The organism is Actinoplanes sp. NBC_00393, from assembly GCF_036053395.1.
In the GTDB taxonomy this organism is placed as follows: domain Bacteria; phylum Actinomycetota; class Actinomycetes; order Mycobacteriales; family Micromonosporaceae; genus Actinoplanes.
This window is the reverse complement of record NZ_CP107942.1, coordinates 5,294,528-5,318,068: the sequence shown is the minus strand read 5'-3', so window position 1 is coordinate 5,318,068 and position 23,541 is coordinate 5,294,528. Positions and strand designations below refer to the sequence as shown.

The following is a 23,541-nucleotide window of genomic DNA, read 5'->3' as shown; positions in this document are numbered from 1 at the left end:
ATGGAGCCATCACCTCGCATCGCATCGATCTCGTGGGGCCACATGTCGGTCGAAGGCCTGCCCGACGGAAAGGACTACAAGCTGTACCCCGGCGGCGGCCGGCCGTGGGACTGGAACGAGACCGGCACCCGCCACTCGCCCGGCATCCAGCCTGCCGACGTGCAGGACCTGCTCGACCACGGCGCCACCACGGTCATCCTGTCCCGGGGAATGGAGAGCCGGCTGCAGGTCGACCCGGCCACGTTGGAGCTGCTCCGAGCCCGCGGCGTGACGGTCCACGAGGCCGAGACCACCGAGGCCGTCCGCCTCTACAACGACTTGGCCGGCACCGCCCCGGTCGGCGGCCTCTTCCACTCCACCTGCTGACCACCCCACTCCGGCCCAGCCCCGGCCCCGGCCCCGGCCCTAGTTCCAGCGCGGCGCCAACCCTCGCCTCGGCCCGAACCCACCCGGCCCTCGGCCCGAACCCACCTGGCCCTCGGCCCGGCCCCGAACTCGGCGCCGGCTCCAACTCCGGCGCCGATCTTGGCGGGCCGGGCCGGGCTCGGCATGATGGCGGACGGACCAGCTATCGGCCCCGCGCAGAAGGAGCCCCCTTTGACGCACGTCTGTTTCACGCTTCAGGTCGATCCGGCGAAGCTCGATGCCTACCGGGAGGCGCACGCCGCCGTGTGGCCCGAAATGCTGGAAGCGCTCGCCGCCACCGGCTGGCGCAACTACCGGCTGTTCCTCCGCTCCGACGGCCTCCTGGTCGGCACGCTGGAGACCGACGACTTCGCCGCGGCCCAGGAGGCGATGGCCCGCACCGAGGTGAACGCCCGCTGGCAGGCCGCGATGGCCGAGTTCTTCCCGTCGCTCGGCGAAGCCCGCCCCGACCAGGGCATGCTCGTCCTCGACCAGGTCTTCCACCTCGAGGAACAACTCGCCCGCCACTGACCCACCCACACCCGAAGCCGCAGGCTCGGACCCGCTCCGACCGCCCTATAGAGCTTTTGTCGTCGAGGTCCCGTCATCGCCCCGCTGACAGGAGGCAGGGAGCCGCACTCACTCTCGGCCACCCCTCCAAGGCCAACCCTCCCGCCGGCGGGCTGGCGAGCCGAATCGGCTGGCAGCCACTCGCCTAACGGCAGCCTCAGCCCCACGTCTCATCGCCAGCGGCCCGGCGACCCGAAGGAGCTGCTACCCACCCACGCTTTGAACATCGCGAAACACGTCTGAGCGGCGGCCCGGCAGCACCAGCCGCCAGCGACGCGGGTCACCTGAGCCGGGAAGCATGCGTGAGCGGCGGCCGGGCAGCACCAGCCGCCAGCGGTGCGGGTCACCTTAGCCGGGAAGCATGCGTGAGCGGTGGCCGGGCAGCACCAGCCGCCAGCGGTGCGGGTCACCTGGGCCGGGAAGCATGCCTGAGCGGTGGCCGGGCAGCCGTAGACAGCTGCGTGGTCGAGGTCCGGCAGGGGCCGTGATGCCCGCGATCGCCAGGGCGGGCCGCGTGGCCTGTTCGATCGCTTGGCCGCCAGCCGACGTTGTCTGCCGGCGGCCGGGGTAGCGCTTCCGCTACCTGCCGGCCTGTTCCGGGGTCGACGGCGCCGAGCGTGGTTGTTCGGGTGCGTCCAGGCCCACCCGAGCAGCCACGAAACCCGATCCACCACACTCGACGCTCACCCCCCGTCACATGCCGGCGGTTCCCTGGTTCTCCGGAGGCCAGCACACTCGCTGCGGATGTAGCCACACCCACAGCGGGTGTGGCCGCGTACCGGGAAGCCTCGCTCGGCGACTCCGCCCCGGCCGGTGCTGGCGGGCCACGGCGCAGACCGGTCCTGGGCGAAGAAGGATCCGCCGCGCCCGATGACCGGCCGGGAATCGAGACGGGCCGGCCGGCGCGAGCAAGGAATGGCGACAGCGGATCCGGGCGGCCCCGAAACAAGCGAGCGGCGGCCAGACCTCGACACCGAATGCTCTCTAGTCCGGTCACCCGGCCCGGTCACCCGGCCCGGCAACCCGGCCCGGCAACCCGGCCCGGCAACTCGGCCCGGCCTGGCAACTTGGTCCGGCCCGACCGGGCCAAGCGGGCGGTCGGCCGTCAGCTAAGCCGTGAAACGGAAAAATCCTTATTTGGGCTGGATAGTCTAAAAATCCAACGCAAAGGAGAGCTATTCCCATGTTTCCGCGACGTATCGCCACCGCCCTGGCCGCCGCCGCTGTCGTAGTCCTGCCCGCCGGCGCCGCCCACGCCGACCAGCCCTCGGCCCAGGACGCCACCTTCCTGCGCGCCGCATATCAGGGCAACCTTGCCGAGATCCAAGGCGGCCGGATCGCGTGGCAGAAGACCACAGACCCGGCGGTGAAGAGCCTGGCCGCCTCCCTCATGCGCGACCACATCCACATGAACGCCGATCTCTACACCGTCGCCCGGAATCTCAAAGTCACCCTCCCGATGGAGCCCACCGCCGAACAGAAGGCGCTGACCGAGCGTTACCAGGCCGCGGAGGCGACGGCCTTCGACGAGTACTACGTGTCCACCCAGTTGGCCGTGCATCGCGAGGCGCTGAAGATGGCTTCCGAGCAGATCGAGGAGGGCAGCGAGCAGTCGGTCAAGCAGCTCGCCGAGGACGCCTCGCCGATCATCACCCGGCACCAGCAGACCCTGCGGGACATCGCAGAGGCCGAGGGTATCCCCGGCTACGGGACCGGCTCCCGGGTGCCGTGACGATCGCCAGATCAAGCACCGGCCTGCTCGTCCGGTTGAAGGTCGAGCAGGCCGGCAGCGATCTCGCGGGACGGCTTCAGGTAGGCGGCCTCCAACTCGCGGAACAGCGTCTGGGCGCGGACCGCCGGCCAGTCCCGGGGTAGATGCTCGACCGGCAGGCGGGGATCACGGCGGATCGCGTCCAGCCATTCCGCGATCAGGCTGAGGCGCGCCGCCAGCGGGTCGGCGGGCGGCGCGGGCCGGTCCCACCGGGCCAGGAATTCTTCATAGCGGGCAGCAAGACCCGCCAGATCGTACGCATCCCGCACCATCCCTCCGATGTCGGTCAGCTCGTCGGCCCGCGCATGAAAGACCCGAGCATGCGCCTCCAGCCCCAGCCCGGTGACGATGTCCTGCGCGGGCACCAGCCCCGGCGCGACCCACAGACCGCCCTGGATCGGCCCGAACCCGGCCCACGCCAGCTGCGACCGCAGGTCGTGCCGTTGCCGCTGCCAGGACTCCGGTAGCGAGAAGCAGAGCAGCGTCCAGCTGCCGTCCCACCGGTCGTTGACCGCGCCGGTCCGCCAGATCCGGTCCCGGCCGTCGTGCAGGATCGCGGTGGACCGGGCGGTGAGCCCGAAGTACATCCGCCGCCCGTGCCGTTGCCGGCGCAGCAGACCGCGATTGACCATGCGGGCCAGCGTCGACCGGGTGGCGTGCGACGAGATGCCGAGCCGGGTGAAGGCGTCGATCACGCTGCCGGAGAAGACGCAGACGCCGCGGTCCAGGACGAAGTCGCCGAACAGCATGAGCATCAGCGTCTGCGGCCGGGTCGAGCTCTCGATGGCGGTGTCGGTCAACGGTACGACCTCCCGGTGAGCGGCATGAGGAAGATGTTAGGCAGTTTGTTGACGGCTGTGTATAGAACGCCTAACTTCGATGTCTCAGACCCTCATCGAGGAGGTCGTCGTGCGCAGAACCGGGCCCATCCTCGCCTCACTCACTCTTGTGACATCCCTGGCCGCCTGTGGCGGCGACGATTCCAGCGGCGGCAGCGAGGACCCGATCCGGGTCGGCCAGATCGTCTCGCTGACCGGCAATTACTCCCCACTCGGCACCGAGAACCAGAAGTCGGTCGCCCTGGCAGTCGACCAGATCAATGCCGCGGGCGGCGTCGGGGGACGCCAGATCCAGCTCACCGTGCGCGATGACAAGAGCCTCCCCGACCAGGCCGTTCTCGCGTTCAACGAGCTGAAGGGCGACTCCGACGCGATCATCGGGTCGCCGTTCTCCAACTCCGCGCTCGCCACGATCCCGCTGGTCGACCGCGAGGAGATCCCCTACGTCTCGCTCACTCCCGCGGACGAGCAGATCAACCCCGTTCATCCGTACGTCTTCGTGGTCCCCGCCACCTCGGCCACCTACGCCGAGGCCGCCCTGCAGTACTTCCAGGCCAGCAAGATCGCCAAGGTCGCACTGGCCTACGACACCAAGAGCAGCTACGCCGTGGCCGGCGCCAAGGGCCTTCAGGCAAAAGCCGCCCAGTACGGGGTGACGGTCAACCCGATCGAAGAGTTCCAGACCACCGCCACCGAGTTCGGCGCGGTCTTCACCCATGTCCGCTCGTCGGACGCGCAGGCCCTGATGGTCTGGGCCACCGGCGCCCCCGCGGTGGCGCTGACCAAGCAGTACGCCGCCTCCGGCCTGAAGATCCCACTCGTGCTGACCGGCGCCCAGGCCAGCAAGCTCTTCCTGGACCCGGCCGGCCCAGCAGCCGAGGGCGTAACCATCGCCAGCTCAGTCGGCGTAGTAGGCGACCACCTGCCACCCGGCCAGCTGAAAACCGCGGTAGACGAGCTGACCACCGCATTCACCGAGAAATACGGTTACGCGCCCCCGCAGTTCGCCCAGGACGGCTACAGCGGCGTCAAGCTCCTGGCCGCCGCGATCGAAAAGGCCGGCGGCACCGACCGCCCCAAGGTCCGCGACGCCCTGGAGGGCCTGACGCTGACCACCCCGAACGGCAACTACACCTACTCCGCCACCAACCACAGCGGCCTGACCACGGACTTCATCTCGATCAACAAGGTGCAGGCCGGCAAGTTCGTCCCCACCCCCTTCTCCCAGGAAATCCTGGCAAAGGCCGGCGGATGACCACCCCCGGCCGTGCCGACGCCGCCCGGCCGGGCCCCGAGCCGGGCGGTGCGGGGCCGGGTAATGCGGGGCCGGACGGTGCCGGGCCGGGCGGTGCGGGGCCGGGCGATGCCGGGCCTCACGGTGCCGGGCCGGGTAATGCAGGGCCAGGCGGTGCTGGGCCGGGCAGTGCCGGACGTGGCCGTGCCGGGCCGGGCGGTGCTGGGCAGGGTGGCGCGCAGCTCACGGTCAGCGGTGTCGACCGGGCGTTCGGCGGGGTCTACGCCGTGCGGGATGTCAGCCTGACCGTGGCGCCCGGGGAACTGCGGGCGGTGATCGGGCCGAACGGCGCCGGCAAGTCGACGCTGTTCGCGCTGATCGGGGGCCAGCTGGCGCCGCAGGCGGGGGAGGTGCTGCTGGACGGCGTGCGCATCGACCGGCTCGCCGCGCACCGTCGCTCTCGGCTCGGGATCAGCGTGGTCTTTCAAGGGGCCCGGATCTTCCACGGCATGACCGCGCTGGAGAACGTCATGGTCGGCGCGCACGCCACCACCCGGGCCGGCTTCCTGGCCGGGGCGCTGCGCCTGCCGGTCCATCATCGGGAGGAACGCCTGATCCGTGAGCACGCGCGGGAATGCCTGGCCCGCGCCGGCATCGCGGACTGGGCGGACCGCCCCGCCGAGGAACTGCCCCTCGGCCAGCAGCGCGCCCTCCAACTGGCCCGCGCCCTCTGCGCCCGCCCCCGCCTGCTGCTGCTCGACGAACCGGCTTCGGGCCTGCGCGCCGGCGAACGCGAACGCCTGGCCGCCCTGATCAGCGAACTGCGTGCCGAGGGCCTGACCATGCTGCTGGTCGAGCACGACGTCGCGTTCGTGATGCGCCTCGCCGACCGCGTCACGGTCCTGGACCTGGGTCGCGTCATCGCCGAGGGCACCGCCGCCGAGATCCGCGCCGACCCCCGCGTCATAGCCGCGTATCTGGGTCCGGCGACCGAAGGGTCGGGGAGCACGCCCCACCCGGCCGCGGGCAGCGCCATGTCCGACAAGTCGGACCCAACGAGTGGCCAGGCAGCACACGGCGGGCCGGAGGCGGCCAAGTCCAGTGACATGCCTGATAAATCCGGCATGTTCGGCGGCGGCAAGGCTGAAGGCGCGGCGGATCAAGATCGCGGGGTCCATGCCGCGGCAGCGGGAGATGCCGGTGAGCCGGAACGGTCGACACCGCAGGAGGACAGCCCGGCCGGCGGAAACGGGGCCGTGCGGTGAGCGGCGTGGTCAGCGGCGATGGGGCCATGTGGTGAGCGGCGCGGCCGGTGGGGAGGGCGTGCGGTGAGTCGCGCTGTGGTGGAGGTCCGCGGGTTGACGGTTCGGTATGCGGGGGCGACCGCCCTGGACAGCGTGGACCTTACGGTGGGTGCGGGAGAGCTCGTAGCGCTGATCGGGGCGAACGGGGCCGGCAAGTCCACGCTGGTCAAGGCTCTGTCCGGGCTCGTCAAGGCGGACGCCGGGACGATCACCGTGCGGGGGCGGCTGGCGCAGGTGCCGGAGGGGCGGGAGATGTTCGGGGATCTCAGCGTCGATGACAACCTGCGGCTCGGTGGGTGGCGTAACGGGCGGCACGGGCGGAACACAGCCGGCATCTACGAGCTGTTGCCGGAGCTTGCCCCGCTGCGCAAGCGGCGGGCCGGGGCGCTCTCCGGCGGGCAGCAGCAGATGGTCGCGATCGGCCGCGCGCTGATGGCCCGCCCGGACGTCCTCGTGGTGGACGAGCTCAGCCTCGGCCTGGCCCCGCTGGTCGTCGCCACCCTGGTCGAGCATCTGCGCACCCTCAACACCGAACGCGGCCTGGCCGTCCTGCTCATCGAACAGAACGCGCGCCTCGCCCTCGACCTGTGCGAACGCGCCTACGTCCTGGAGACCGGCCGGATCGCGGTGCACGGTGAGGCCGCCGAGCTGGCCCGCGACCCCAGGGTGACCGCGGCCTACCTCGGCGGGCACGTCACCACAGAGGCGGGCCGATGAGGAACGAATCCGTGGGCTCAGGCCCGACCGCGGCGGAGGTGAGGCGATGAGCGACCTGATCGGCTACCTGCTCACCGGCCTCGGGATCGGTGCCGGGTTCGCGCTGGTCGCCAGCGGGCTGGTGGCGATCTACCGGGTGACCCGGGTGGTCAACTTCGCGCAGGGCGCGTTCGCCGTGCTGGCCGCGATGCTGACCGCGTCGCTGCTCGGGGCGGGCGTGCCGCACGGGATCGCGGAGCTCGGCGGGGTGGGGCTGGGCGCGGTCACCGGGCTGCTGGTCGGCCTGGTGGCGATCGGGAAGCCCGGCACCAGCCCGGGAACGTCGCTCATCGTGACGCTCGGGCTGGGCGTTCTCGCGTACGCGATCGAGATCTTGATCTGGGGTGACCAGCCACGTTCCTTCCCGGGCGTGCCCGGCGTGGCTGAGATGGGCGGCGCCCGGCTGCAGGCGCACTATCTGCTGATCATCGCGGTGACCGCGCCGGTGTTCGCGGTGATGGCGTGGTTCTTCGCGCGCACCGATCTCGGCAAGGCGCTCTCCGCCTGCGCGTCCAATCGCTACGCCGCGCAGGTCGTCGGCATCGATGTGCGGCGGATGGGGCTGCTGGCGTTCGCGATCGGTGGCGCGCTCGGCGGGCTGGCCGGGGTGCTGACCACGCCGGTGCAGCAGGTGACGTTCGACAGTGACGTCGCCCTGATCGTGAACGGTTTCGCCGGGGCGGTTCTCGGCGGCCTGACCCGGCCGGGTGTCGCCCTGGCCGCCGGGCTGCTGCTGGGTGTCGCGCAGACGCTGGTCGCCGGCTACGGCGGTGGCGCCTACCAGGTGGAGGTCGCGCTCGTGCTGATGCTCACCGTGATGATCGTCCAGGCCGCACGCACCGGCCCGGTCGCGGAGGCGGCCCGATGAGGCGGTGGGGGCTCATCGGGCTGGCCGGCGTGCTGCTCGTCGTTCCGCCGCTCCTGCCGGAACGGCATCTCGCGACGTTTGTGCTGCTCACCCTGGCCGCGGCGGTCACCGTCGGCGTTTCGCTGTTGATGGGGTACGCCGGACAGGTCTCGCTGGGCCAGGCGTCCTTCTACGCGATCGGGGCGTACGCGGCCGGCCTCCTGGCCGTGCACGGCACCCCACCGCTGCTGGGCCTGCTCGCCGCCCCGGTGATCGCCGCGGTCGCCGCGGTGCTGCTCGGCGCCCCGCTGCTCCGGCTCCGCGGCCACCATCTGGCCTTCGCCACCCTCGCCGTGCAGCTGATCCTGCTGTCCCTGCTGGCCCAGGCTGACTGGGCGGGTGGCGCGATCGGTCTGCAGGGCATCCCCCGGTTCTCGGTCGGCGGTCTCGAGCTGCGCGACGACCTCGGTTACGCGTACCTCGCCTGCGCTGTCCTGCTGATCGCCCTGCTGATCTCGCGCAACGTGGTCGTCTCCCGCGCAGGTCGCGGCCTTCGTGCGGCCGCGACCAGTGAGGTCGCCGCGGCGGCCAGCGGGGTCCCGGTCGGCGGCTACCGGCTGGCCGTCTTCGCGCTGTCCGCCGCGTTCGCCGGCCTGGCCGGCGGCGTCTACGCCTTCTTCCTGGGCTATCTGGCGCCCGGCTCGTTCCCGGTGCTGCTCTCGATCGAGTACGTGGTGATGGCCGTGGTCGGCGGCCTCGGCACGATCGCCGGCCCGGTCGTCGGCGCCACCGTGATCGTGCTGCTGGTGCAGGTGCTGAACACGCTCGGCACGCAGCCGGGCATGCCGGACTACGCGCCCACCGTCCTGAACTACGCGGTGTACGCCCTGCTCCTCGTGGTGTGCGTGCTCTTCCTGCCGAAAGGCCTGGTCCCCGCGGTAACCCGCCGCCTGCGGGGATAGGTGCCCGGGTGCTGCCCGGACAACGCTGTCCGGGCAGCACACGGTCGACTTCGTCAGGCCTGTTCGAAAGCCCGCAGGGCCGAGAGCTCGGCTTCGGTCGGTGGCTCGGTGCCGGTCAGGCCGGGGGAGACGGCCAGGTCCCAGCCGGTCGCGGCGCGGGCCTGCTCGACGGTGACGCCGGGGTGCAGGTGGGTCAGGACCAGTTCGGACGTGCCCGGGCCGGCGGCCAGGACGCCCAGGTCGGTGATCACCTTGCGGGGAGGGCCGACCGAGGTGATGAAGTCGACCCGGTCCACGAAGGTGCGCAGGCCGTGCCGGACCACCACGATCACCTCACGGCAGGAGGCGGCGATCTCGGGCGCGCCGCCCGCCCCGGGCAGGCGGACCTTCGGGTCGGCGTAGTCGCCGCCGATCACCGTCGTGTTGATGTTGCCGTGCCGGTCGAGCTGGGCGGCGCCGAGGAAACCGACGTCGATCCGGCCCGGCTGCAGCCAGTAGTTGAACACCTCGGGCACGCTGACCACGGCGTCGGCGGTGTCGGCCAGGACGCCGTCGCCGATGGAGAGCGGCAGCCGGTCCGGTTTCGCGCCGAGGCAGCCGGACTCGTAGATCAGCACGAGGTTCGGGGCGTGGGTACGCCGGGCCAGGTTCGCCGCGGTGCTGGGCAGGCCGATGCCGACGAAGCAGGCCGCGCCGTCACGCAGCGCCCGGGCAGCCGCGACGGTCATCATCTCGTCGGAGGTGTGACTCACGCGGCGACCCCCTGCATCCAGGACAGGAACGTTCCCCGGTCCCGGCTGATCTCGTCCCAGGCCTGGTAGAACGCGTTGTCGCGGACGGTGTAGCCATGGGCGTACGAGGGATGGGCGCCACCCGGCACCTCCGCGACCGCGGTGACCGCCCAGCCGGGCAGGACCACCTGACCGGGCACCGGTTCGAGGCGGTCGACGATCTCCTCGACGGTGACCAGCGAGCGCTTCGCGGCGAGCACGGCCTCCTTCTGCACACCGGTGATGCCCCACATCTGCACCGTGCCGCTGCGGTCGGCGCGCTGGGCGTGCACGATCGTCACGTCCGGGTTCAGCGCCGGCACCGCGGCCAGCTCCTCGCCGGTGAACGGGCAGGTCACGAACCCGATGTTCGGGGTGTGCCGGGGCAGGTCGGTGCCCGCGTAGCCGCGCAGCACCGCGAACGGCAGGCCGGACGCGCCGGCCACGTACCGGTTCGCCATCCCGGCGTGGCTGTGCTCCTCGATCTCCAGCGGCACCGGCCAGCCGTGCTGGACCGCGTCGCGGAACCGGTGCAGCGAGCCGACGCCCGGGTTGCCGCCCCACGAGAAGATCAGCTTGCGGGCGCAACCCATGCCGATCAGCTGGTCGTAGACGACGTCCGGGGTCATCCGGACCAGGGTCAGGTCGCGCCGGCCCTGCCGGATGATCTCGTGCCCGGCGGCGTGCGGGATGAGATGGGTGAAGCCTTCCAGGGCGACGGTGTCACCGTCGCGCACGAGGTCGGCCACGCCTTCGGCGAGGCTGACGATCTCAGCCAAGACGATCTCCAGAGATGAACATCGCCGGTTCCTGGTCCGGGGTGGTCGCGGTCGGTCCGAAGAGCCAGTCGATGTACGTGTAGTCGTACACGTCCCGCTCCAGAAGGGTTTGGTTGCGCCAGTCCCGCTGCTCGCCGTCGTGGTGCCAGAACTCGCCCCACGCGCGGGCGGTGGTCAGTACCCGGCGGCAGTGCTCCGGGCGGACCGCGTTGTAGGCGGCGAGTGCGGCGTCCCAGTCCCCGTGGAAGTTGGCGGCGAGCACCCACGCGTCCTCGATCGCCATCACCGCGCCCTGGGCCAGGTACTGCAGCGGCGGGTGGGCGGCGTCGCCGGTCAGCGCGATCCGGCCCTGCACCCAGTTCATGATCGGGTCGCGGTCGTACATCCGCCACCAGCGGTTCCGCCACATCAACGGCAGGCCTGCCTTGACCTGGGCGCAGGTGCGGTCGAAGGCGGCGTCGAGCTCGTCCGGCGTACCCCACTCCGCCTCGCCGGCCTTGGCCTTCGGCGACTCGAAGACGGCGACCTGGTTGAACATGTCGCCGCCGCGCAACGGGTACTGCACCAGGTGGCACTGCGGGCCCACGTAGACGACGACGTCCTTGAGGTGCACGTCGAGCTCGGCGACCTTGTCGATCGGCACCGCGCCGCGGTACGCGACATACGCCGAACTGACCGGCTCGTCATCGCTGAACAGCCTGCGCGCCGTCGAGTGCAGCCCGTCCGCGGCGATCACGACGTCGCCCCGGACCGGTTCGCCGCCCTCGACGTGCGCGACCGCCCCGCCGGGAACCTGCTCGTAGCCGGTCACCTTCACGTCGGTGACCAGGTGGACGCCCGCCGCCCGGCAGGCCCGCAGCAGCGTCCCGTGCAGGTCGCTGCGGTGGATCACCAGGTACGGGAAGCCGTACCGGCGCTCGACGTCGTGCAGGTCGAGCCGGCTCAGCACCCCGCCGTCGACCGCGTCCTTCATGACGATGTTCTCGGGCAGCACGCCGAGCGACTTGATCTCGTCGAGCAGGCCCCACTCGTGCAGGATGCGGGTGCAGTTCGGGGCGATCTGCATGCCGGCGCCCACCTCGCCGAAGCGTGGCGCCTGTTCGAGCACGGTGACCCGCTGGCCCTTGCGGGTCAGCGCCAGGGCGGTGGCGAGTCCGCCGATCCCGCCACCCACCACGACCACATCGGTAGCCATGTGTAGTCCCTTCGAGAAAGTCATCCGGCTGACCGTGAGCGCTGCTATTCGCGCCGGGAGGCAGCACTGGCGGTCAGCTGGTTGGGGGTTAGAGCCAGCGGGGGAGAGCGGGCGCGTGGCGCACGCCGTCGGTAGCCCGCCCGGCCAGGTAGGCGGCGATGCCGGCGAGCGTGCCGATCACCGGCGCGGGTTCGCCGGCGCCGGTGACCGTCCAGCTGCCGTAGTGGTCGGTGGCGCTCAGCGTCACGGCCGGACCGTCGCCGGCCGCGGACCGCTTGGCCACGATGTCGTCGACCAGCGCGGCGAGGAAGCCGGACGGCAGGTCGGTGAACCGCACCCCGGCGCCCAGGTCCACCGCGTGGATCATCACCTCACGGGCCCGCATCCAGGGCACCTCGGAGGCCGGCACGGTACGCCCCTGCGCGGTGCGGACCTTCTGCTCCCAGTCCACGGGTTGCAGGCCGGTCATCGCCACCTCGAGCGCGGCCGCCGACTCGGTGACCCACGCGCGCAGTTCCCCGGCCGGCCGGCGGGACCCGGCGGCGATGTCCGCGTCACGCTGCTCCGGCGAGGTGTACATCGGGGTCTCCACCCCGGTCCGCGCCCAGGTGGTGAGGTTGATCAGCGCCTCGGCGTTCGCGGCGACGTGGGCGAGTAGATGCTTCCCGGTCCAGCCGGGCAGGGCGGTCGGTTGGTCGAGCCGCTCGTCCGGCAGGGTGGCCATGGCGCCGAGGAACGTCCGCGTGCCCTGCGCGGCCCAGCGAAGGTGGTCCGTCAGCACCGGGCGACCTTGGCCTCGGACCGGCCGAGACCCTCGATCTCGGTGGTCAGCACGCTGCCCTCGGCCAGGTAGCGGGCCGGCTTGCGGGCGTGCCCGACCCCGCCGGGGGTGCCGGAGGCGATCACGTCACCCGGCTTCAGCGTGACGATCGTGGAGATGTAGCGGACCAGCGCGACCGGGTCGAAGACCAGGTCGGCGGTGTTTGCGCGCTGCACGACCTCGCCGTCGACCGCGCCGGTCAGCTCCAGCGACGGGCGCACACCGCCGGGCAGCTCGTCCGGGGTGACCAGCCACGGCCCGAACGGGGTGCTGGCTTCCCAGGTCTTGCCCTGCAGCCACATCGGGGTGCGGTACTGCCAGTCGCGCATGGTGACGTCGTTGAGCACGGCGAACCCGGCGATGGCCGCAGCTGCCTCGTCCTCGCCTGCCCGGCGGACCGGTCTGCCGATCACGATCGCCAGCTCGGCCTCCCAGTCGACCTGGTCGGACTCGGCCGGCCGCTGGATCTCGTCGTTCGGGCCGATCAGCGCCTCGGTGTACTTCGCGAACAGCGTCGGGTGCTCGGGCAGCTGCCGGCCCATCTCCAGGATGTGGTTGCGATAGTTCAGGCCGACACACACGATCTTGCCGGGGTTCGGCACCACCGGCGCGAAGCCCGCGGCGACCACTGCCGGTCCGTCCTGCGCGGCGACCTCGGTCCAGCCGGGCCGGGCGAGCAGCTCGCCGAGGTCGGCCACGCCGAGATCGATCAGCGTGTCGCCGTCGGCGCGGACCGCGCGGGTCGAGCCGTCGAGCGTACGGATGGTGGCGAGCTTCATGCGTCTTTTCCTTCAACGGAGGAACGGTCGAGGCGCAGCGCCTCGAAGATGGGGGCGTCGTTGAACGTGAACAGGTCGAGAGCGCCCGAGTCGGAGTCCGACGCCGACGCCTCGGACCTGGCCGAGAACGGCACCCAGGACGGGACCACGAACAGGTCGCCGCGGGTGACCGACCACGACCTGTCGCCGACGGTGACCCGGCCGCTGCCGTCGAACACCTGGTAGACCGCCGAACCGGTCTGCCGGCTCGGCGCGGTCTCGGCGCCGGACCGGATCCGGTGCATCTCGGCCCGGATGGTCGGCAGCACGTCCCCGGCGGTCGTCGGGTTGGTGTAGCGGACCGCGGCGTGGCCCGGCTCGAGCACGCCCGGGTAGCCCTCGTCGGCGAGTTCGAGCTGGTCGGTGAGAGCACGGTCGGTGTCGGCCCACGCGTACCTCAGCAGCGGGCTGCCGGTCTGCGCGGCCGGCGCCGACACGGGCCGCAGGCCCGGATGTCCCCAGAGCCGCTCGGAGCGCGACCGGTCCGGCGTGATCCGCTCGGCGTCGCTGATCGCGTCGCGGCCGAACTCGAAGAACTGCGACTCGGTCAGGTACTGGAACGGGATGTCCAGGCCGTCGATCCAGGCCATCGGCCGGTCCGCGGCGTTGTGGTGAGCGTGCCAGTTCCAGCCGCCCTGCGGCAGGAAGTCGCCGCGACCCATCGGCACCGGGTCCTGCCCGACCACGGTCCACACGCCCTCGCCCTCGACGACGAACCGGAACGCGTGCTGGGTGTGCCGGTGCTCGGGCGCGTCCTCGCCCGGCATCAGGTACTGGATCGCCGCCCACAGCGTCGGCGTGGCGAACGGGCGCCCGCCCAGCGAGGGGTTCGCCAGCGCGATCGCACGGCGCTCGCCGCCGCGACCGACCGGCACCAGGTGGCCGGCCCGGCCGGCCAGCTCCAGCAGGCCGGCCCAGCGCCACAGGTGGGGGACGGCCTTGGAGCGCGGGTGCGGCGGCATCAGGTCGCCGATCTCGGTCCAGAGGGGTACGAGCAACTCCTGCTCGAATCCGCGATACAGCTCCGCCAGCTCGTCCGAGGGAGTGGGCTGGTCAGGGGCGTCGACAACGGTCAGACGCACGGGGTTCTCCACGGGGTTCGCTCCCTTCGTCGCTGCGCCAAGCTTGTAGCCTGGGGCAGCGAATGGAACAGGAGATTCTGCTGTGAAGAACGCCCCGAACTACTCGATCCGCAGCGTCGACCATGCGCTGCAGCTCGCGGTGATGCTTCAGGTGGAGGGGCCGCTGAGCGTCGGCGAGGCGGCCGAGCGCCTCGGGGTAGCCCCGTCCACGGCACACCGGCTCCTGGCGATGCTCGTCTACCGCGACTTCGCGGTGCAGCGCGAGGACCGGCGCTATGCGGCCGGCCCGGTGCTGTCGCTGGGGGCGAGCTCGCAGTCGCGTACGTCGCTGTTGCGTGGCATCGCGATGCCACATCTCGCGGCACTCACCGAGCGGGTCCGCGAGAGTGCGAACCTGCAGATCCTCAGCGGCGACCACGTGCGTTTCATCGGCTCGGTGGAGTGCACCCAGGCGCTGCGCGTCGGCAACCGCGAGGGCATGGTCTTCCCGGCCCACTTCGCGTCCGGCGGCAAGATCATGCTGGCCGACCTGCCGCCGGAGCGCCTGGACGCGCTCTACAGCGACGAGAAATGGGCGGACCGGCTCGACGAGCGGCCCGCACTGCCCGCCCTGCGCCGCGAGCTGCGCACGATCCGCGAGCGCGGCTTCGCGATCAACGCGGGGAAGACCGAGTCCGGGGTGACCGCGGTCGGGCGGGGCATCCACGACAGCGACGGGCGGGTCGAGGCGGCGATCTCGGTCTCCATGCCCACCAGCCGGTTCTCCCAGGACCGGCTGCCGCAGATCGTCACCGCGCTGGCGCTGACCGCCCGCGACATCGAGGAGCAGATGCGCGGCGCCGGATGAGCCCGGATGCTTTCCGAACCGGTGCCCGAGGGTGTCGGATAGGACTACTTCGGCTGGAGGCGACGTATGCCAACTGACTCCTTCGTTCACGAGACCCTCGGCCAGCGTGTGATCCTCGAGGCCGGCGGCGCGGGCCGGCACCTGACCGCCGAGGTCGACCGGCTCGGCGCGGCACGGATCATGCTGATCGCGGCCGAGGCCGAGGCGCCCCTCGCCGACCGGGTCGCCGCGGGCCTGCCGGTCGCGCTGCGCTGGACCGAGGTGGTCCAGCACGTGCCGGCTGAGCTGGCCGAACGGGCCCGCGAGGCGGCGGCCCGGTGCCGGGCCGACCTTCTGGTCACGGTCGGCGGTGGTTCCACCACCGGGCTGGCCAAGGCGGTCGCCCTGACCAGCCGGGTCCCGATCATCGCGGTGCCGACGACGTACGCCGGAAGCGAAGCGACCGCCGTGTGGGGGTTGACCGAGGGCCGGCACAAGTCGACCGGGGTGCACGCTTCGGTGCTGCCGGCGACGGTCATCTACGACTCGACACTGACCCTCTCGCTGCCGGTCGGTCTGTCGGTGGCATCCGGCTTCAACGGGCTGGCGCACTGCATCGACTCGATGTGGGCGCCCGGCAGCGACCCGATCAACCGGGCGCTGGCCCTGGAAGGCATCCGGGTGCTGGCGGCGGGGCTGCCCAAGGTGGTCGCCGACCCGTCCGGGATCGAGGGGCGGGACGAATGTCTGTACGGGGCATATCTGTCGGCGGTGTCGTTCGCGTCGGCCGGCTCCGGTCTGCACCACAAGATCTGCCACGTGCTCGGGGGCAGCTACAGCCTGCCGCACGCGGAGACGCATGCGATCGTTCTGCCGCATGTGCTGGCTCTGAACGCTCCGGGCGTACCGGAAAGGGGTCTGCGGATCGGCCAGGCACTCGGCGGAACCGAACCGGTGGCCGCGCTGGACCGCCTCCGCGAAGCGGTGGGCGCGCCGCGCGCCCTGAAGGACGTCGGCTTCGAGGAGGCCGACATCGGTGATGCGGCCGCGCGGATCCTGCCGGTCGTGCCCGCGTCCAACCCGGTGGCGGTCTCACTGCCGGTTCTGGAAGACCTGTTGCGTGCGGCGTGGAATGGAGGACGGTCGTGACGGATTCCCCTTCCCCTTCCCCTTTCCCTTCGCCGGCGCAGGTGGCTCGCGAGGAGGCGCTGGTCCGTGAGGTGGTGGCGTCCTTCGACGGGGCGTCGTCGGAGCGGCTCAAGGAACTGCTCGGGGCGCTGACCCGGCACCTGCACGGATTCGTGCGGGAGACCCGGCTGACCGAGGCGGAGTGGGCGGCGGCGATCGCGTTCCTGACCCGGTGCGGAGACATCACCGATGCCAAGCGGCAGGAGTTCATCCTGCTCAGCGACGTGCTCGGGGTGTCCATGCAGACGATCGCAGTCAACAATTCGTATGCCGACGCCACCGAGGCCACGGTGATGGGTCCGTTCTTCGTGGACGAGTCGCCGCACGTGCCGATCGGTGGGGACGTCGCGCAGGGGGCGTCGGGGCAGCCGTGCTGGGTGGAAGGGACGGTCCGCGACACCGACGGGAAACCGGTCGCCGGGGCCCGGATCGAGGTGTGGGAGGCCGACGAGGACGGCTTCTACGACGTTCAGTACGGGGACGGGCGGGTGTCGGCGCGCGGGCATCTTTTCAGTGACTCCGCCGGGCGGTACGCGTTCTGGGCGGTCACGCCGACGCCGTACCCGATCCCCGACGACGGGCCGGTGGGGGAACTGCTCCAGGCGGTGGGACGGTCGCCGATGCGGGCGTCGCACCTGCACTTCAAGGTCAGCGCGCCGGGGTTGCACACGCTGGTCACGCACATCTTCGTCCGGGGCTGCGAATACCTGGACCGGGACAGTGTGTTCGGGGTCAAGGAATCGCTGATCCGGTCCTTCGAAGAGCAGCCGGCCGGTGCCGCCACGCCGGACGGGCGGGCCGTCGAGGGGAAGTGGTCCCGCACCCGGTTCGACATTGTGCTCGCTCCTGATCGAGGCATGTAACAACGGCGATGTAGGTTTACCGATCGTCGAATCGATCAGGGGAGTGGTAAACGTGACGACCTCCGTGGAACGGACATCGACCGCGGAGATCGCGGCCTTGTCGTTCACCGCACGCGAGCGCTGGGTGCTGCTGGTGGCGAGCGCCTGGCTGGTCATCGGGTTGCAATTGGACGCGTACGCCCACGCCACCACACCCGAGCTCGAGACGTTCTGGACCCCGTGGCACGGCGTGCTCTACTCCGGCATCGCCGCCTCCGGGTTCACCCTGCTCTGGATCATGCGGTCGCGGCTGCCGGGCGTCCCCACGTACCGATCACTGCTGGCCCTGCCCAACGCCCTGCGGATCCCGCTCGCCGGCATGGCATTTCTGCTGGTCGGTGGGGGTGTGGACACGCTCTGGCACAACGTGTTCGGCATCGAGCGGGACATGGAGATCTTCGTCAGCCCGAGCCACGAGTTCATCATCCTCGGCATGGTCTTGGTCGCCATGGGCCCGGCGCTGATGCTGGCCACCGGCCCCTCGCCCCGGCTGGGCCTCGGCGGCGCCTTCCTGGTCGGCATCTCCACGCTGTTCGCGGTGCTCCCGGTGCACATCTACTCGCTGCACGCGTCGTCGATCGGCTTCCGTCACCTGGGCAGCGGCGCCGACCCGGTGCCGATCTTCTCGCCGGACGCGCAGCTCATCCACGGGTACGTGTTCAGCACCATCCTCCTGCTCCTGCCGTTCATCATCATCGGGCGGCGGTGGCCGCTCCCGATCGGCCTGCCGAGCATCCTGGTCGCGATCATCGCCGTGCTCATGCACCTGATGTTCGACTCGCAGGACGCCTGGTGGCCGGCCCTGACCGTGGCCGCCGCGGCCGTCGTGATCGAGCTCGTGCTGCGCGTGGTCACGCCGCTGGTCAGGCTCTCGGCCAACGCCGGCTGGATCGTGTTCGGTCTGGTCGCGCCGCCGGCCATGTGGGGCGCCGTGCTGCTGGTCGGCAAGCTGGAGACGGGCAGCACCGGCTTCAACATCCACATGGTCACCGGCCTGCTGACGCTGACCGCTCTGACCGGTGCGGCCACTGTGCTGGTCGCCCGCAGCGTCCAGCACCTCCCGGAGTGACCCGCCTGGCGTCGCTCGTTCGTCCGCTTGGCCGGCTGGTTTCGGTGTTGTTCGTCCGGGCGCTGGGCTGGCTGGGTGCGGTGTCGTTCGTCCGGGCGCTGGGCTGGCTGGTTTCGGTGTGGTTCGTCCGGGCGCTGGGCCGGCTGGGTGCGGTGTTGCTCGTTTCGGGTGTGGCGCTGGCCGGCGCTGCTGGGCCGGCCGATGCGCACGCCGGCGGGTTGACCGCGACCGACTCGCGTGGCCGGGTCGTCACCGTCACGCCCGCGGTGCCCGGCCTCGACGTGGTCGCGATCGAGGACGGAGCCCGGCTTCGACTGCGCAACGGCACCACCGGCCCGGTCACCGTGGTCGCCGGCGGCGGATCCGCGACCCCGGCCGTGGTCGCGCCCGGTGACGAGCTGACCTGGATCGACGAACGGGCCACCCCGGACGGGCGTGCCGTCCCGGCCGGCGAGGTCGTGCCGTGGACGGTCCCACTCGACGCGAACGGCACCTCCGTCCTGGTCACCGGCGAACTCGTCGGTGAGCAGGGGCCGGCACCCGCCCTGTGGTGGGCGGCGGCCGCGCTCACCGGAGTCGCCGTGTTCCTACTCGCGCGGCGCCTGCGCCGGGCCGACCTGCTGCTGGCCGCGGCCGGCCTCGTCGCCGCCGCAGCCTCGATCGGGCACGTGGCCGGCTCCACGATGGCCGTCGAGTCAGCGCCGCCGGCCGGAACTTTCCTCAGCGCCGCCGGGATCAACCTGCTGGCCTGGCCGCTGCTGATCGGCGGGGCGGTCACCGCACTGCGTGGCCGGGCGGCAGGTGTGCTCGCTGTGTGCGCGGGCGCCGCCCTCACCGCGGTGTTCGTCCTGCCCGACGTGACCTCGTTCCACCGGGCGGTCCTGCCGTTCGCCGGCCCGGCCGTCCTCGAACGGCTCCTGGTCGTACTCGCCCTCGGTCTGGGCGCCGGCGTCGCCGTGGCGGGCGCGGGTGTGTTGCGGGGCCTGGCCCACCAAGCCGCCGAACAGGGCCGGCCGTGAAGCTTCGGCTGGGCGGTCTCGGCCACGCGCGCGCCCGGCTGTGTTGCGGCCGTCGGCATTTCCCGGGCCAGTTCCGGTGACGCATCACACTGTCCTCCCTCGTGGCGTCCTTGCTGACGGCGTCCTTGCTCACGGCGTCCTTGCTGACGGCGTCCTTGCTCACGGCGTCCTGGCGGACGGCGTCCTTGCTCACGGCGCCTTTCCTCACGGCGTCCTTGCGCACGGCGTCTTTCTTCACGGCGCCCTTGCTCACGGTGTCGGCAGCTCGGCTGATCTGCCGCTGCCGTTCGATCTGGTGCTGCAGGCCGGTGCCGCGACCGTCGTACTGTCCTTCTTGATCTCGGCGTTCTGGTGGCGCGAACCGCGCCTCGCTGCCACCGAGCCGCGCCCTCTCCAGGCCGGCCATCTGCTGCGCGGCGCCGTGCTCGTCCTCACGCTCTACCTGACCGGCAACGCGCTGCTCGGACCGCGCGGACCGGAGAACCCGGCGGCGCACGCCCTCTTCGTCTGGCTCTGGGTAGGTCTGATCCCGCTGAGCGTGGCCCTCGGCCCGGTCTGGCGCGCGGTCAACCCGCTGCGCACCCTCTTCGGGCTGCTGCGCCGGTTGCTCGGCCACCGGCTGCCGCGTCACGGGCTACGCCCGCTTCCGCCGGGCCGCGCGATGGGCACCTGGCCGGCGGCGGCGTTCCTGCTGGGCTTCGTCTGGTTCGAGCTGGCAGCACCCCATCACGGCGATCCGGTCGCGGTCGGCAGTTTCCTCATCCTGTACGCGGTGAGCCAACTCGCCCTGGCCGCCCTCCGTGGCGAGGACTGGTTCGCCCGCGGCGACTGCTTCGAGGTCTACTCGGAACTGGCCGGCAGGCTCAGCCCGTACCGCTGGCGTCGCCCCCTCGCCGGCCTGATCGCCCCGCTGCCCTCCGGCGGTGTGGGCATGGCCGCGTTCCTGGCGGTCTGGTGGGGTTCGACAGTCTTCGACAGCGCTTCGGCCGCCCCGTTCTGGACCGGTTTCGTGCAGCGGGCCGGCACCCCGATCGCCTGGGCGACCGCCGGCCTGGTGCTGCTCTGCCTCCTGGTCCTGCTGGCGGTCCGCTGGACCTCCGGAACCCTGGACGTGACAGCCTCGCTGATCCCGATCGCCGTCGGGTACACCCTGGCCCACTACCTCACGTTGCTGCTGGTGGAGGCACCCCGGGGCGTGCTTCTCCTGATCCAGCAGTGGGGTCTCGTCACCGGAGCTCATTGGAACGTGACCCCGTCCCCGGTAGCCATCGCGGCGGCCCAGATCACGCTGATCCTGATCGGACACGTGTTCGGCGTGATCGTCGCACACGACCGGGCCCTGGCCGCTGATCCAGGTCGGCCTCCGCTCGCCGTCCTGGCCGACGAACTCCCCATGGTCCTGTTCATGATCGGCTGCACCTGGGCCGGCCTGTTCCTGTTGTTCGTCCGCTAGCCCACCCGGCGCCCCGCCCTCCCGCGGCGATCCTGCCCGGCTGGCGCTCAGCGCTGTCTCAACGCCCGCCAAACAGCCCTCAGCACCAGCCCGCTCTCTTCAGCTGACGCTGAGTGTCGTCTCAGCGCTCACGAGGCAGCGCTGGGCGTCAGCTCGGGATCCCCGGCTGGCGCTGAGTGTCGTATCAGCGCTCACGAGGCAGCGGTGAGCGTCAGCCCGGGACCCCGGCTGGCGCTGAGTGTCGTATCAGCGCTCACGAGGCAGCGGTGAGCGTCAGCCCGGGATCCCCGGCTGGCGGTGAGTGTCGTTTCGGCGCTCACGAGGCAGCGCTGGGCGTCAGCCGACGGGGTTGAGAAGAACTCTTTGCATTGATATCTTCTCAACATGCCGGAACCCGCGCCCCGCCTTCTCAGTGATGTTGATGCGCTCAAAGCTCTCGCCCACCCGCTGCGGCAGCAGATGCTGAGCTGGCTGCAGCGGTACGGGTCGGCGACCTCCGCCGAGCTGGCCACCCGCTATGGCGCGGATCGTGGCGCTACCAGCTATCACTTGCGGCAGCTCGCCCGGTACGGGTTCATCGAAGAGGACACGGGGCGGTCGGCGGGGCGGCGGAAGTACTGGCGGGCGATCGCGCAGGACCTTCGGCTGCCGCGGGCGTCGGCGGATCCCGAAGTGGCGGCCGCGGCGGACGAGATCGGCAAGCAGTGGCTGGAGCAGTCGCAGCGTGACCTCGTCGGCTACCTCACCGATCGGGGTGCCCACGGGGAGTTCGCGGCGGCGGCCATGCACTCGTTCGGCGCGACGCTGTTGACGGCGGAGGAACTGGCGCGGTTCGGCGAGGAGTACATGGCGTTGCTCAAGCGCTGGAACCGTACGCCGGTCGACGCACCCGAGGGCAGCAGGCCGGTCACCGTGCTCTTCCACGCCTTTCCGACGCCGGGGGACGCGTCGTGAGCACCACGACGGAGCCGGTCTCGCTCTGGCGCAACCGGGACTTCACCCTGCTCTGGAGCGGTCAGGTCGTCTCGAACCTGGGGGCCGCGATCAGCGGTACCGCGATGCCGCTGCTGGTGCTCGGCGTCACCGGCTCACCCGCCGACGCCGGACTGGTCGGTGCGGCCGGCACGCTTCCGCACCTCATCGCCAACCTTCCGGCCGGGCCGCTCGTCGACCGGTGGAACCGGCGCCGGATCATGGTCGGCGCCGAGGCTTTCGCTGGTTTGGCGCTGCTCGGCGTACCGATCGCTCTCTGGTCGGGGGTGGTCAGCACTGCGCTGCTCTGCCTGGTGGCGTTCGTGCAAGGCCTGTGTTTTGTCTTCTTCGGCCTGGCCGAGCGTGCGGCGCTGCCGATGATCGTGCCGGTTGCGGCGCTGCCCACCGCGATCGCGCACAACGAAGCGCGCAGCCGCGGCGCGGCGCTGGCCGGTCCGCCGCTGGGTGGCGTGCTCTTCGGCGTCGATCGGGCGCTGCCGTTCCTCGTTGACGGGCTGTCCTACCTGGTCGCGGCCGGCGCTCTGATCTTTCTGCGCAAAGATTTGCAGGTCGAGCGTACGCAAGCAGCTGAACCGCTGTGGCGATCGGCGGCCACCGGCCTGCGGTACCTGTGGGGGCACCGGCTCGTCCGGGCGGCGATTCTGCTGCTGGCGGTCGGCAACCTGGTGTTTCAGGCGCTGGTGCTGGTGATCGTGGTGCTGGCCCGGCAGCAGGGCGCGAGTTCCACGGCCGTCGGTGTGATGCTCGGTCTCTACAGTGTCGGCGGGCTGCTCGGGGCGCTGGCCGCGGGACGGTTCCATCGGCACTTCGCGCCGCGGACGGTGATCATCGGGATCAACTGGATCTGGGCTGCGCTGTTGCCGTTGATGGCGTTCACCACGCATCCGTTGCAGATCGGGGCGATCGGGGCGGCGTGCGCGTTCGTCGGGCCGCTGTGGAACGTGGTGATGGTCACCTATGCGAGCGTGCTCGTGCCCAACGAGCTGCTCGGGCGGGTGACGAGTGCGGCCATGACGTTGACCTGGGGTGTCATGCCGATCGCATCGTTGGGGGCCGGATTCCTGCTGACGGCGATCGGGCCGGTCGGGTCGGTGTGGGTGCTTGCCGCGATCATGCTGGGCGCCGCAGTTGTGGGGACGGCCAGCCCGGCGGTCCGCAACGCTCCGCCGATGCCGGTTGAAGTCCCGCCTGCACGCCCTTGATGCCGCTGGGTCGTGGTGGCTGGTTCTGAGGGCTGTTTCGGGCGTTGCGAAACAGCCGTGAGGGCCAGCTGGGTTGGTTTGAGGGTTGTTTCGGGCGCGGTGAAACAGCCGTGAGGGCCGGCTGGGTTGGGGGTGGCTGAGCGGGTCAGACGATCGCGGGGCCGAAAGTGTCGGCCATGGCGGCTATGCCGAGGGTCAGCAACGGGCCGGGGAAGACGCCGTAGGCGGTGACGGTCTCGTCGTCGATGTCGGCCAGGTCGTGCCACTGGCGGACCACCGGGTCGGGGGAGTGGCGGTGCAGCGAGCGTACGCCCGGGTCGGGAACCTGGTGGCCGGCGGCGCGCAGTAGGGCGGCCAGATCGGACTGCTGGCGCCGCACCGCGATGGTGACCTCGGGCGACGTCGGTGGCACGCAGGGAACCGCGTGGTCGGCGGCCCAGGCGGCGAGTTCGGCGGAGGTGACTACGTGGTCGTGCCGGCGGGCGGCAAGACCGAGAACGATCAGGGCGGTGGTCTGCACGAGCACATGGTGCACCGGCATCCGGTGCGGCAGCTCGAGCACCGGGCGGGTCGGCGCGAGCAGGATCGCGGCGCGGCGGGTGGCGTCGTGCCACCGGCCGGTGTCGCCTGCGGCGAGTTGCTCGGCGTAGGCCCAGATGGTCGGCATCGGACGATCTCACCAGCGTGAACGCGGCCCGGCAATCCGTCTTTGGGGGTATCGCGTCCGTCCCCCGAAC

General features: G+C 71.4%; 24 protein-coding genes. 16 read left to right on the top strand and 8 right to left on the bottom strand.

What is annotated here, in order from left to right:
- From OHA21_RS24795 to OHA21_RS24785, 3 genes are all read left to right on the top strand, one after another.
- Entirely contained in the window at positions 1–366 is a 366-nt protein-coding gene (locus OHA21_RS24795) for an Mth938-like domain-containing protein (protein ID WP_328477554.1), read from the top strand.
- A 231-nt stretch (positions 367–597) separates the two neighbouring features.
- Entirely contained in the window at positions 598–936 is a 339-nt protein-coding gene (locus tag OHA21_RS24790; protein WP_328477552.1) for an L-rhamnose mutarotase, read from the top strand.
- A 1,222-nt stretch (positions 937–2,158) separates the two neighbouring features.
- Entirely contained in the window at positions 2,159–2,707 is a 549-nt protein-coding gene (locus tag OHA21_RS24785) for a DUF4142 domain-containing protein (protein ID WP_328477550.1), read from the top strand.
- An 11-nt stretch (positions 2,708–2,718) separates the two neighbouring features.
- Here the strand turns inward: OHA21_RS24785 and OHA21_RS24780 are convergent, their stop codons facing one another.
- On the bottom strand, positions 2,719–3,546 hold the full coding sequence (locus OHA21_RS24780) for a PaaX family transcriptional regulator (RefSeq protein ID WP_328477548.1): 828 nt from the start codon (positions 3,544–3,546) through the stop codon (positions 2,719–2,721).
- A gap of 109 nt (positions 3,547–3,655) precedes the next feature.
- Between OHA21_RS24780 and OHA21_RS24775 the strand changes: the two genes are divergently transcribed.
- The 5 genes from OHA21_RS24775 (at position 3,656) to OHA21_RS24755 (ending at position 8,688) form a co-directional block, all read left to right on the top strand.
- On the top strand, positions 3,656–4,840 hold the full coding sequence (locus OHA21_RS24775; RefSeq protein ID WP_328477546.1) for an ABC transporter substrate-binding protein: 1,185 nt from the start codon (positions 3,656–3,658) through the stop codon (positions 4,838–4,840).
- 266 nt (positions 4,841–5,106) lie between these two features.
- A complete protein-coding gene (locus OHA21_RS24770; protein ID WP_328477544.1) occupies positions 5,107–6,084 on the top strand; it encodes an ABC transporter ATP-binding protein in 978 nt (325 codons plus the stop codon).
- Between the two features lie 63 nt (positions 6,085–6,147).
- Complete coding sequence (locus OHA21_RS24765) at positions 6,148–6,840, top strand: ABC transporter ATP-binding protein (RefSeq protein ID WP_328477542.1); 693 nt, start codon at positions 6,148–6,150, stop codon at positions 6,838–6,840.
- 46 nt (positions 6,841–6,886) lie between these two features.
- Positions 6,887–7,747, top strand: a complete 861-nt coding sequence (locus OHA21_RS24760) for a branched-chain amino acid ABC transporter permease (RefSeq protein ID WP_328477540.1) — start codon at positions 6,887–6,889, stop codon at positions 7,745–7,747.
- On the top strand, positions 7,744–8,688 hold the full coding sequence (locus tag OHA21_RS24755) for a branched-chain amino acid ABC transporter permease (protein WP_328477538.1): 945 nt from the start codon (positions 7,744–7,746) through the stop codon (positions 8,686–8,688). The genes OHA21_RS24760 and OHA21_RS24755 overlap by 4 nt, the downstream gene beginning before the upstream one ends.
- A 53-nt stretch (positions 8,689–8,741) precedes the next feature.
- On the opposite strand, the gene OHA21_RS24750 is transcribed toward OHA21_RS24755, so the two are convergent.
- The 6 genes from OHA21_RS24750 to OHA21_RS24725 form a co-directional block, all read right to left on the bottom strand.
- A complete protein-coding gene (locus OHA21_RS24750; RefSeq protein ID WP_328477536.1) occupies positions 8,742–9,440 on the bottom strand; it encodes a CoA-transferase subunit beta in 699 nt (232 codons plus the stop codon).
- A complete protein-coding gene (locus OHA21_RS24745) occupies positions 9,437–10,237 on the bottom strand; it encodes a CoA transferase subunit A (RefSeq protein WP_328477534.1) in 801 nt (266 codons plus the stop codon). Before OHA21_RS24745 ends, OHA21_RS24750 begins: the two co-directional genes overlap by 4 nt.
- Complete coding sequence (locus OHA21_RS24740) at positions 10,230–11,432, bottom strand: FAD-dependent oxidoreductase (protein ID WP_328477532.1); 1,203 nt, start codon at positions 11,430–11,432, stop codon at positions 10,230–10,232. Before OHA21_RS24740 ends, OHA21_RS24745 begins: the two co-directional genes overlap by 8 nt.
- Positions 11,433–11,520: 88 nt before the next feature.
- The gene (locus OHA21_RS24735) at positions 11,521–12,213 is read right to left on the bottom strand and encodes a maleylpyruvate isomerase family mycothiol-dependent enzyme (protein ID WP_328477530.1); all 693 of its coding nucleotides are present in this window, start codon (positions 12,211–12,213) and stop codon (positions 11,521–11,523) included.
- Positions 12,207–13,031: a fumarylacetoacetate hydrolase family protein gene (locus OHA21_RS24730; RefSeq protein ID WP_328477528.1), complete on the bottom strand. Its 825-nt coding sequence runs from the start codon at positions 13,029–13,031 to the stop codon at positions 12,207–12,209. The genes OHA21_RS24735 and OHA21_RS24730 overlap by 7 nt, the downstream gene beginning before the upstream one ends.
- Complete coding sequence (locus OHA21_RS24725; protein ID WP_328477526.1) at positions 13,028–14,152, bottom strand: cupin domain-containing protein; 1,125 nt, start codon at positions 14,150–14,152, stop codon at positions 13,028–13,030. Before OHA21_RS24725 ends, OHA21_RS24730 begins: the two co-directional genes overlap by 4 nt.
- A gap of 82 nt (positions 14,153–14,234) precedes the next feature.
- On the opposite strand from OHA21_RS24725, the gene OHA21_RS24720 reads away from it, so the two are divergent.
- The 8 genes from OHA21_RS24720 (at position 14,235) to OHA21_RS24685 (ending at position 22,804) form a co-directional block, all read left to right on the top strand.
- The gene (locus OHA21_RS24720) at positions 14,235–14,999 is read left to right on the top strand and encodes an IclR family transcriptional regulator (RefSeq protein ID WP_328477524.1); all 765 of its coding nucleotides are present in this window, start codon (positions 14,235–14,237) and stop codon (positions 14,997–14,999) included.
- Positions 15,000–15,065: 66 nt separating this feature from the next.
- Positions 15,066–16,127 (top strand): maleylacetate reductase, encoded by a 1,062-nt coding sequence (locus tag OHA21_RS24715; protein ID WP_328477522.1) that lies wholly within the window; start codon positions 15,066–15,068, stop codon positions 16,125–16,127.
- Complete coding sequence (locus OHA21_RS24710) at positions 16,124–17,029, top strand: dioxygenase family protein (protein ID WP_328477520.1); 906 nt, start codon at positions 16,124–16,126, stop codon at positions 17,027–17,029. The genes OHA21_RS24715 and OHA21_RS24710 overlap by 4 nt, the downstream gene beginning before the upstream one ends.
- Positions 17,030–17,081: 52 nt before the next feature.
- Positions 17,082–18,137 carry a hypothetical protein gene (locus OHA21_RS24705; protein ID WP_328477518.1) on the top strand — a complete coding sequence of 352 codons (1,056 nt, stop codon included), beginning with the start codon at positions 17,082–17,084 and terminating at the stop codon, positions 18,135–18,137.
- Between the two features lie 44 nt (positions 18,138–18,181).
- Complete coding sequence (locus OHA21_RS24700) at positions 18,182–19,156, top strand: hypothetical protein (protein WP_328477516.1); 975 nt, start codon at positions 18,182–18,184, stop codon at positions 19,154–19,156.
- Between the two features lie 76 nt (positions 19,157–19,232).
- On the top strand, positions 19,233–20,609 hold the full coding sequence (locus OHA21_RS24695; RefSeq protein ID WP_328477514.1) for a hypothetical protein: 1,377 nt from the start codon (positions 19,233–19,235) through the stop codon (positions 20,607–20,609).
- Between the two features lie 384 nt (positions 20,610–20,993).
- Entirely contained in the window at positions 20,994–21,563 is a 570-nt protein-coding gene (locus OHA21_RS24690; RefSeq protein ID WP_328477512.1) for an ArsR/SmtB family transcription factor, read from the top strand.
- A complete protein-coding gene (locus OHA21_RS24685; RefSeq protein WP_328477510.1) occupies positions 21,560–22,804 on the top strand; it encodes an MFS transporter in 1,245 nt (414 codons plus the stop codon). Before OHA21_RS24690 ends, OHA21_RS24685 begins: the two co-directional genes overlap by 4 nt.
- Before the next feature lie 145 nt (positions 22,805–22,949).
- Here OHA21_RS24685 and OHA21_RS24680 read toward each other — a convergent pair whose 3' ends face one another.
- A complete protein-coding gene (locus OHA21_RS24680; RefSeq protein WP_328477508.1) occupies positions 22,950–23,471 on the bottom strand; it encodes a hypothetical protein in 522 nt (173 codons plus the stop codon).
- Positions 23,472–23,541: the final 70 nt, after the last annotated feature.